At 29.3% G+C, this 10,144-nt stretch carries 9 protein-coding genes and 1 pseudogene; 9 read left to right on the top strand and 1 reads right to left on the bottom strand.

Features of this window, described 5'->3' with window-relative positions:
* Positions 1 to 297 precede the first annotated feature (297 nt).
* Positions 298 to 1,212 (bottom strand): transposase, encoded by a 915-nt coding sequence (locus AZI32_RS16175; RefSeq protein WP_061996875.1) that lies wholly within the window; start codon positions 1,210 to 1,212, stop codon positions 298 to 300.
* 374 nt (positions 1,213 to 1,586) lie between these two features.
* Here AZI32_RS16175 and rlmD point away from each other — a divergent pair, with 374 nt between their 5' ends.
* The 9 genes and pseudogenes from rlmD (at position 1,587) to AZI32_RS16135 (ending at position 9,905) form a co-directional block, all read left to right on the top strand.
* Positions 1,587 to 2,987 carry a 23S rRNA (uracil(1939)-C(5))-methyltransferase RlmD gene (gene rlmD / locus AZI32_RS16170; RefSeq protein WP_061996874.1) on the top strand — a complete coding sequence of 467 codons (1,401 nt, stop codon included), beginning with the start codon at positions 1,587 to 1,589 and terminating at the stop codon, positions 2,985 to 2,987.
* A 722-nt stretch (positions 2,988 to 3,709) separates the two neighbouring features.
* Complete coding sequence (locus tag AZI32_RS16165; RefSeq protein WP_061996873.1) at positions 3,710 to 4,273, top strand: HD domain-containing protein; 564 nt, start codon at positions 3,710 to 3,712, stop codon at positions 4,271 to 4,273.
* A gap of 271 nt (positions 4,274 to 4,544) precedes the next feature.
* Positions 4,545 to 4,664, top strand: a complete 120-nt coding sequence (locus AZI32_RS19075) for a cysteine-rich KTR domain-containing protein (protein WP_082761302.1) — start codon at positions 4,545 to 4,547, stop codon at positions 4,662 to 4,664.
* Positions 4,665 to 4,765: 101 nt separating this feature from the next.
* A complete protein-coding gene (locus AZI32_RS16160) occupies positions 4,766 to 6,022 on the top strand; it encodes an erythromycin esterase family protein (RefSeq protein ID WP_082761301.1) in 1,257 nt (418 codons plus the stop codon).
* Between the two features lie 317 nt (positions 6,023 to 6,339).
* Positions 6,340 to 6,625 (top strand): annotated as a pseudogene (locus tag AZI32_RS16155) (transposase).
* Positions 6,626 to 6,643: 18 nt separating this feature from the next.
* Positions 6,644 to 7,258, top strand: coding sequence for a helix-turn-helix transcriptional regulator (locus AZI32_RS16150; protein ID WP_061996871.1), 615 nt, complete (start codon positions 6,644 to 6,646; stop codon positions 7,256 to 7,258).
* Positions 7,259 to 7,412: 154 nt separating this feature from the next.
* Positions 7,413 to 8,330, top strand: a complete 918-nt coding sequence (locus AZI32_RS16145; RefSeq protein ID WP_061996876.1) for an ABC transporter ATP-binding protein — start codon at positions 7,413 to 7,415, stop codon at positions 8,328 to 8,330.
* Positions 8,323 to 9,072: an ABC transporter permease gene (locus AZI32_RS16140; protein ID WP_061996870.1), complete on the top strand. Its 750-nt coding sequence runs from the start codon at positions 8,323 to 8,325 to the stop codon at positions 9,070 to 9,072. The genes AZI32_RS16145 and AZI32_RS16140 overlap by 8 nt, the downstream gene beginning before the upstream one ends.
* Positions 9,072 to 9,905 carry an undecaprenyl-diphosphate phosphatase gene (locus AZI32_RS16135; protein WP_061996868.1) on the top strand — a complete coding sequence of 278 codons (834 nt, stop codon included), beginning with the start codon at positions 9,072 to 9,074 and terminating at the stop codon, positions 9,903 to 9,905. Before AZI32_RS16140 ends, AZI32_RS16135 begins: the two co-directional genes overlap by 1 nt.
* The last annotated feature ends 239 nt before the right edge of the window (positions 9,906 to 10,144 follow it).

The following is a 10,144-nucleotide window of genomic DNA, read 5'->3' as shown; positions in this document are numbered from 1 at the left end:
TCATAGTTTTTTTGATATTATTATATCTAAAATTTAAATCTTTTGCACTAATTAGTTTTCAGACACACCCTAATAAAAATAAACAAGTAATATAAAATAATAAATAACTGTCACCATAAGTATTATAAGTAATTAGGGTAGTTAAAAATATTTAATGAGTGTCACTTATAATAATAATAAATAAAAGAATTAGTTATATAATAAAACACAGGCTTGTCCATTTTATTAATATTATTTATTATAAAATTATTAAAAAAATTTTATGAATACCATTTTTGTTTTATTTAATTTTAAAAATTAAAAATTTATAAAATTTTCAAAGAGCATTTTATATTTATTGTTAGTTAGAACTAGATCAATTGCTTTGTTGCCAAGTTGTGATACTCTACTAGAAGTTAGGTTACCTAAAATTGTAGCTATTTCTTTGCATGTTTTTCCACAAAGTGCTGTTGCAAGTAAAGAAATCATTGCTCTTGCATTTTGATTTCTACTTCTATTTTTAATGAAAATTTCATTTGGATTTAAATTTTCTTCTTTGGCTACAAAATTAGTAATTTCTTTTATTGATAATTCAGGTTTTAATATGCCTTTTTCATTAGTAAATTCTTCATCTTTAATTTTAAATTTTAATTTTATATCTTTAAAGTTTGATACTTGTTGGTTCATTGTAGCTTCAAATACTTCTTTATATTCTTTTCTAGCTTTTCCTTTATTTTTACACATTATTTCTAGTATCATATCAACATCTAAAACATTAAATTCATCTTTGTCTCCTAAATAAACACGCATACTTGAAAATACATAGTCTTGTGGTCGTTCTGAAAATCTTGGTAAATCTTTTGGGTTTCTATGAATATACATAGAAGCATTTATTAAATACTCATCGGTAGTAATCATTTCACTTTTAAATCTTTCCTTGCATAGTCTAGAGTCTAAATCATATTTTTTATTATAAAATTTAACATATCTTAAATTTAAACTTTTCATTATTACAGAAATATCCTGATTCTGTGAGTCTATAAGTAGATGTGCATGATTATCCATTAAACAAAATGCATATAATTTGAATGGATACTTTAATTGACTTTCTTTTAGTTTAATCATAAACATATTTTTATCATTATCACAATTAAATAATAACCTGTCCTTCACACTTTTTATAACAATATGGTATATGGCATGAGGTGCTTTTTCTCTTGCATATCTTCCCACTTTAATACACTCCTTAAATATCTATTTTATGTCATAAATAACATAAGAATCTTATACGGCTTTAAATTGATAAATAAAGCTTGTTTTATTATGAGTATTGACAGTATAGATATTTTTAATCGAGAGTGATAACTTGAATAAAAATTTAAAAATCTATATATGGTTAATTTCTTTTAAATTAAAAGAAAGTTTGTTAAAATAGATGGATGTACTGTTTTATAGAGAGTAATTTAAATTATAAAAATAAATAATTGTTTCACTATGGAATAGAATAAATAAGTTATAATTGAAAAAATAAAGGGAATAATCAATTTAAGCATTTATATAAAATTCAATGCACAGTTATTTAATGTGTATTTAGGAAAGGTGATTTTATGGGCAAAAATAATATATTGAATTGTACTGTTGAAAAGAATAAGGAGTATATAATAAAAATAGAGAATAGTGGTCATCAAGGTGAAGGTGTTGGAAAAATAGATAATTTTACTGTTTTTGTTGAAGGAGCTTTAAAAGATGAAACAGTAAAAATTAAATTAATAAAAATTAATAAGAATTATGGTGTAGGAAAGCTTATAGAAGTTCTGTCTTCATCTGAATCAAGAACTGAACCAGTCTGTAGTACATATAAAAGATGCGGTGGTTGTAATCTTCAACATAGTACATATGAAACTCAATTAAGTTTCAAAACTGAAAGAGTAAGAGATGTTATTAAAAGAATTGGTAAGTTAGAAGATGTGAAAATACATAATACTATAGGTATGGAAACCCCATATAACTATAGAAATAAAGTTCAACTTCCAGTAGGAAAGAATAAAGATGGTGAAATCGTTGTTGGATTCTATGCCCCAAGAAGTCATGACATAATAAATATGGAATGTTGTTACATACAAGATGAAGTTGGAGATAAGGTTATAAAAGTAGTAAAAGAATGGATGAAAAAATTTAATATAGAAACTTATGATGAAAAAACGAATAGTGGAATAGTTAGACATATAATGATTAGAAAAGGATTTAAGACTGAAGAAGTAATGGTAGTTGTAGTTACTAATGGAAATAGTATTCCATATTCAGAAGAATTGGTTAGTATGTTAAAAGATAATATTGAAGGAATAGATAGTATCATACAAAACATAAATAATAAGCAAACTAATGTAATACTAGGTCAAAAGTGTAAAACTTTGTATGGAAAAGATACTATAACTGATTTTATAGGAGAATTTAAGTTCAATATATCTCCATTATCATTTTTTCAAGTAAATTCAATACAAACAGAAGTTCTATATAATAAAGCTTTAGAATATGCCGATTTACAAGGAGATGAAATTGTATTTGATGCTTACTGCGGAACTGGAACAATTTCATTATTCTTATCACAAAATGCTAAAAAAGTTTATGGGGTAGAGATAATACCTCAAGCTATACAAAATGCTATAAAAAATGCAGAAGAAAATAATGTTACAAATACAGAGTTTATAGTGGGGGAAGCTGAAAATGAGATTCCTAAATTAATAGAAAAAGGAATTAAAGCAGATGTAGTAGTTGTTGATCCACCAAGAAAGGGATGTGAAGAAAGTTTATTACATTCAATAGCTAAAATGTCACCAAAAAAAATAGTTTATGTATCTTGTGACCCAGCAACATTAGCAAGAGATTTAAATATATTACAACAACTAGGATATAAAACTTTAGAAATACAACCAGTAGATATGTTTCCACAAACTGCTCATGTTGAAACTGTGGTTAAATTAGAAAAAGCTAAACTAGTGAATTTATAAGGTTAAATAAAACATAAAGGGATATTTTTATCAAATTGCCACCATAATTTTATATATGGTGGCAATTTATTTTTTAAAATCTGTCAACACTATTACAGGAAAATTCAGGTGTTAAATGTGTATAAGTGTACCTGTTTGTTGATAAATTACTATGACACCTTATAGTTTTAGTTATTTCTTGTGTATGTAAAATACTTTACTTTTAATATAAGTAATGTAATAATAGTATGAGAAAAACTAAAAAGGAAATTTATTGAATAACGGTATGCTAATGATTTTGAAAGTTTAACTGACTTGTTATATGAATATGCACTTAAAAACGGTGATGTCGACTAAAACACAGTTATTTCTTCTATATTGGCTGGAGGAATGTCTATGTGAAAGAGACTATGAAAATCATTGATAATGGCAGATATTGCGTAAATTAGTATGAGGTGAAACTTGAAAACTCTTTATAACTTGGCATGAATTCAATAAAATTTAAAAGTAAATAGATTTTTATATTGGTATTGAGTAATAGATAGCAAATAAAATGTAATTGAAACCATAACAATGACCTTCTTTCGTAGATATTTGCTTTGTGATGATTTCATTATATACGAAAATAGGGGATCATTATTTTTTGTTTTGAAAAATGACATAACTTTTGAAAATGTTAAATTTTAAATAAGAAACAGGTATGTCAGACTTGACACTACCTTGAATTTGTAGGGGGAATGAATATGAAAGCAAGAAAATTATTGGATGCATTATTGGTAGCCGAAAAGCTGAAAGATACAACACGCCATTGCTATACTTCAAAAGGCAGACACGAGAGTGTTGCAGAACATAGTTGGATGATGACTTTGATGGCTTTCTTTATGAGAGATGAGTTCCCTGAGGTTGATATGGATAAGGTTATCAGAATGTGTATTATTCATGACTTGGGAGAATGTTTTACTGGAGATATTCCTACTTTTGAAAAAAACCTAGACCACGAACTGAACGAAGAAAAGCTACTGTATAGTTGGGTTAATTCCTTGCCAGAGAAATATGCAGTAGAAATGCGAGAACTTTATGAGGAAATGGCAGAGCGTAAAACAGCTGAAGCACAGATTTATAAAGCCATTGATGGACTTGAAGCATTGATTCAGCACAATGTGTCTGACTTGTCTACTTGGATTCCGAAAGAATTTGAACTCAATCTAACTTACGCAGATGATAAGGTTGCATTCTCTGATTATTTGAAATCTTTAAGACAAGCTGTTCGTGAAGATACCATTAAAAAAATTGATGAAGAAAATTAAAACTTTGCTATAAATATTAGGTTTACTGATATTTATGGAGGCAGCGGCTGTTTGTAACAAAGGAAGAAGCGATAGTAAGTATTTCGTATAAGGAAGAAAAAGAAGTAGAACTCCGTACGAGTATTGATATTAATAATAGGGACATGTACATAGTTCAATATCGTTAACACATTAGTAGTGTTACTTTTATTTTTGTTATATTTGCCATTCTTTACTGGTTCAACATGAATGGTTAGTAAAGAATTGAAAAGAAACGCAATAAAGAACATGAATAGGTTTAATTTTAAAATCAATCACATTTTTTCTGTTACACTATTCTAAATGTAAACGGGAAACATTAATTTCTGTTAAACAAATCAATATTTCCATTATCAAAGAGACAGACGCATAGACGAAGAGCCTATAATACACAGTAATAAATGTGGTTATCCGCTCTTTGTATTATGTAGATTTTAACAGTAAAATAACAATAGCTATGAAAGGAATTAAATAATGAATAAAAAAAGTTTTTTAAATATTGTTACAATAGTGGCATTAAGCATTACTATATTTACAGGGTGTGGAAATAGAACAGCTACAGCACCAGTGAACTTAAGCGACTTACAAACAGATATCAGCACTTTTGCTGTATCAAAAAATGTACAGGTTGTAGGACTTGGAGAAGCAAGCCACGGTGCAAAAGAATACCATCAGATGAAAGCAGAAGTATTCAAAGCATTGGTTGAAAACAATGAGAGTCGAACATTCATTATTGAAGGTGACTTTGGAGGAGCATTAAAGGTAGATTCTTATATTCATGGGGGCAAGGGAACAGCTGAAGATGTTGTTGGAGAAATTGGATTTAATATTTATCGTACGCATGAAATGGCTAGCTTGGTAGAGTGGATGCGTTCCTATAATGAAACTGCCCAAGATGGAAAAGACTTGCACTTTTATGGAATGGATATACAGAGATATGATAACAATAAGGAATACTTATTTTCCGTATTGGATACCGCTGCACCTACATTAAGTGAAAAATATAAAACAGCCTTTTCGCAATTAACTGATGAAGCAAGATTGGATTTAAGTACAGAGATTTTGAATAATTCTAAGGCGGATGTTTTAGAGCTATTAAAAGAGATGGATGATTCTGAAACAGATATTGTAGCTATTTCTGGACAAACTGCTTTTGATTTTGCAAGAGAAAGTGCGAATACAATATATGAATGTAGCGAAACAGTATTAAGTAATAATGCCGACTATAATGCTTTGCGAGATAAGTATATGTTTGAAAAAGTGAATTGGTTTTTACAACATGGCGATGGTAGTGTAATATTTATTAACGGGCATAATGGTCATATAGGTAAAACTTCAGCTTCTGGCTATACTTGCTTGGGTGAATTACTGACTAAGAACTTAGGAGAAGATTATTGCGCCATTGGAACAGATGCGGAAGATACGGAATTCAATTCACAAGGCAGTAATGGGGATTTTAGTATTATGGAAGTTAAGAATCGAAATGAATTTAATAGTCTGCTTGACAAAATGGACAGTGATTTTTACTATATTGACTTCTCAAAAGTAATTGATGATGTACAGTGGCAAAAACTTTTGAATGGACAACAAAAGCTTACTACGTTAAATGTAGGAATTTCAGGTTGGCAAAAACTTTTAAAATCATTTTATACAACAAATATTGTTCCAAGCGATACGTTTAACGGAATGGTGGTTTTCAAAAAAGTTCATCCAACAACGCTAATTGAATAAATGATATTTCCTAAATATAAAAAGGTATAATAATTTGATAACAAACATTAGATAATCTGTTCTATATGGGGAAATAAAACAAGGATTAAAATTTGTGAAAATACAACATTAGATAAATTTTTATTATATTATCCAAATGTAAGCAGGAAACTTTAATAAGTATATAATTAAAAAGACAGATATAAAGACACAGAGTCGATAGTTTGAGTATTGAAAATCTCATCTAATCGGCTCTTTCTGTTATATATGGATTAGTCAATTAATAAGAACTATTATAGTTGAATTTGAAGATTATGGGGTAAACAAGTTAATAATCAATAATTTTCACGAGAGTGAGTCAAGTAGTTTTTGCACCAAAGTATATAAGAAAGATAATATACGGTAAAATTAAAGTAGATATACGAACTATATTAAGAAAGTTATGTGAACATAAAGGAGTAGAAATTATAGTTTGATGATATTTGATAGACATGTCAATTAAAAGTACATATATGAAAATAGACAATTTTGGTGTAAGGTATATTATGTTGATACAGTTTGAAGAAGCAAAAGGTAATAAAAGAATATATAAAAAATCAAATACAAGAAGATATAGCATATTGAAAGAGAAGGAGGTTTATTTTGGAATTTAATGAAAAGTTACAACGACTTAGAGCACAGAGAAACTTAACACAGGAACAACTTGCAAAGCAATTATATGTATCAAGGGCAGCAATTTCAAAATGGGAAAGCGGAAAAGGTTACCCCAACATTGAATCGCTAAAATGTATATCTAAACTATTTTCTGTTTCTATAGATGAATTGTTATCTGGTGAGGAACTTATTAGTCTTGCGGAAACAGAAAATAGTTCTAATATGCAAAAAGTTTATAATATGATTGGTGCTGTACTAGATTTAATGGCGATTATGTTTATCATTTTCCCGTTATATGGAAAAACTATTGAAAACTATATCTACTCAGTGAACCTACTTTCATTTACAGAAACTACATCAATAAATCTTGCAATCTATTGGAGTATATTTATCGCTTTGATTAGTATTGGTATCGCTAAACTTATCTTTATCAGACTTGATAAAGAGTTATTGTGCATATACATAACAAAATGTTCTGTAGAACTAAGCATTGCAGCAATCTGTTTTTTTTCTATGGCAAAAGAACCATATGTTACAACATTTTTATTTTTGATTTTTACGATAAAAATATTTGTATTATTGAAGCAGTGTGAAACAAAGTAAAAAAACTATAAACCTTTGGAAATAGGCTCTGACACGAAAAGTGTCAGGGCTTTTTTCTATTGTGACGATAGGTTTCTTGGTTTTTAGGACATAAAGCCACACAATAAAATTATCTTCAACACAAAATAAAAAACAACAGAAGGGACAGATGGATATGGAAACTATTATTGAAACAAAAAACCTTACAAAAATATATGGAAGTGCTACCGTTGTTGATAACATCAATCTTCATGTACCAAAGGGAAAAATCTATGGTTTACTTGGCAGAAATGGAGCAGGGAAAACTACAGCAATGAAGATGATGTTACAGCTTGTTTATCCGACAGGAGGAGAAATTCGATTGTTTGGAACAGATTATAAGAAAAACACTCCCACACTTTATGGAAAAATAGGATCAATTATTGAAACACCAGGTTTTTATAATAATTTGACAGGATATGAAAATTTACAAATTCTTGCCAAACTGAGAGGACAGCTTTCTAAAGATTCAATACAAGAGGCGCTTCATATCGTTGGATTAGAAAAGGAAACAAGGAAAGTGTTTGCTGACTATTCATTAGGAATGAAACAGAGGCTTGGCATTGCTGCAGCAATTATGCATAAACCTGAATTATTAATTCTAGACGAACCAATAAATGGACTGGATCCTATTGGTATTTCTCAAATTCGTTCATTACTGATTGAGTTAAGTCACAGTAGGAATACTACCATTGTTATTTCAAGCCATGTTTTAAGTGAGATTGAACAGCTCGCAGATACTATTGGTGTCATGCATAATGGTAAATTGATAGAGGAAGTTAACATGGAAGAACTTCACAAGCGTAATCGTAGGTATATTGAATTCAATCTGTCTGATGGGACAACAGCTGCAAAGATATTAGAAAAGCACTATCAAATTAAAGATTACTTGATAAAAGGCAATACAATAAAAGTTTATGACTTCACTCATAGTTCTGGGCAAATTAACAAAACTTTTGTAGAAAATGGATTATTAGTAACAAATATAAATGTAGAAAAGGAAAATTTGGAGGAGTATTTTTCTGAATTGATTGGAGGTGGCAATATTGCGTAGTCTTATTTACTGTGAATTACTAAAGTTAAAAAATTCAAAAATGGTGCTTATCAGTATTCTAGGCGCTATGTCCACGCCATTTATGATGTTTATAGAATCATTGCAAACACACTTTCAGCACCCAGAGCGTGTTATAACACTGACTAACGTTTATGATAACAGTTTGCTGTATATGATGCTACTAAGTAATATGATGATTTATGTGGTAATTACCGCCTATTTGTTTAGTCGTGAGTATATAGAAAATACATTAAAAATAATTTTACCAATACCAATTTCAAGAACAAAATTATTGCTGGGAAAGTTTATCACCCTGTTTTTTTTGATTGTTATACTTAACTTTGTAACTTGGGCAGGTATTCTGATTTTATCAGGAATATATAATTCTATATTTGACATGGTAGGATATAATTTACTTATTTCTATTGAGTGGCTTTTTAAGTATTTAGTTGCTAGTATTCTTATGTATTTAACAATTTCCCCCTTTGCTTATATCGCTCTAAAAACAAAGGGATTTGTTGCACCTGTAATTGCTTCAGCTGTTATCGTTATGGGGAGTGCAGCGCTTTCAAATCAAGATTTTGGAGCATTATACCCATGGACAGCTACCTTTTTTCTGATAAAAGGAAAATTACAAAGCACAGGTTATTCAATTACTTTAGGAATAACAATTATTGCTTTTGTATCTATAGTTGGATTTTTATTGACATTTAACTACTTCAAAAAGGAGGATTTGAAATAATGATGCTTAATTTTATTGAAATTTTAAAAGTTATATTTCTTGGTATAGTGGAGGGGATCACGGAATGGCTACCTATCAGTAGTACAGGACATATGCTTCTTGTAGATGAGTTTATTACTCTTAATATGAGTGAAGCCTTCAAGGAAATGTTTTTTGTTGTCATTCAGTTTGGAGCAATTCTTGCTGTAGTTGTTATGTTTTGGAAAAGAATGTTTCCCTTTCAATTTGAAGATAAATCACAATCCATTATAAAAAAGGATATCATCTATGTGTGGTTTAAGGTTGCAGTAGCTTGTATACCATCAGCTATCATTGGGGTTTTATTTGATGACTTCTTAGATGCACATCTTCAAACCCCAATCGTAATTGCAATAATGTTAATTTTTTATGGTGTATTATTTATTATTATTGAAAACTGGAACAAAAAGCGTACAGCTACTACTGCAACACTTGCAAAAATAAGCTACAGGACAGCGCTGATGATTGGGTTATTTCAAGTGTTATCATTAATTCCAGGTACTTCTCGTTCCGGAGCAACAATTATAGGTGCTTTGTTGATAGGGGTATCACGAGTAGCGGCAGCGGAGTTTACCTTCTTTCTGGCCGTACCTACCATGCTTGGGGCTAGCACTTTAAAGTTGTTGAAATTTGGATTTGACTTTACAAATATAGAACTAGTCACTCTTATTATTGGTATGTTGGTGGCGTTTATAGTGTCCATCTTTGTAATTAAATTCTTAATGAGTTTTATCAAAAAACATGATTTTAAAGTATTTGGATGGTATCGAATTGTACTTGGAATAGTGGTGTTAATTTACTTTGCTATAATGTAGGGTGTAAACATAATTTCACCACATTAATAAAACAAAAAAGCACATTAATCTGAAATGTTATTAGATTAGTGTGCTTTTTTATCCTTTAATCTCAATATGAACACCATACTTAAATTAATCATCAAATTAGATGACATTGATAAGAGTATTTTTTATTACATTGATATGAATGCTAAAATAAAAATGTACTAAGTTGCTAATATTTCCATGTACAACATTGTCTAAATTCTTTACAGTAT

The sequence above is a fragment of the Clostridium sp. ATCC 25772 genome, assembly GCF_001573875.1.
GTDB classification, from domain to species: Bacteria; Bacillota; Clostridia; order Clostridiales; family Clostridiaceae; genus Clostridium_J; species Clostridium_J senegalense.
This window is presented reverse-complemented; position numbering and strand designations above follow the sequence as displayed.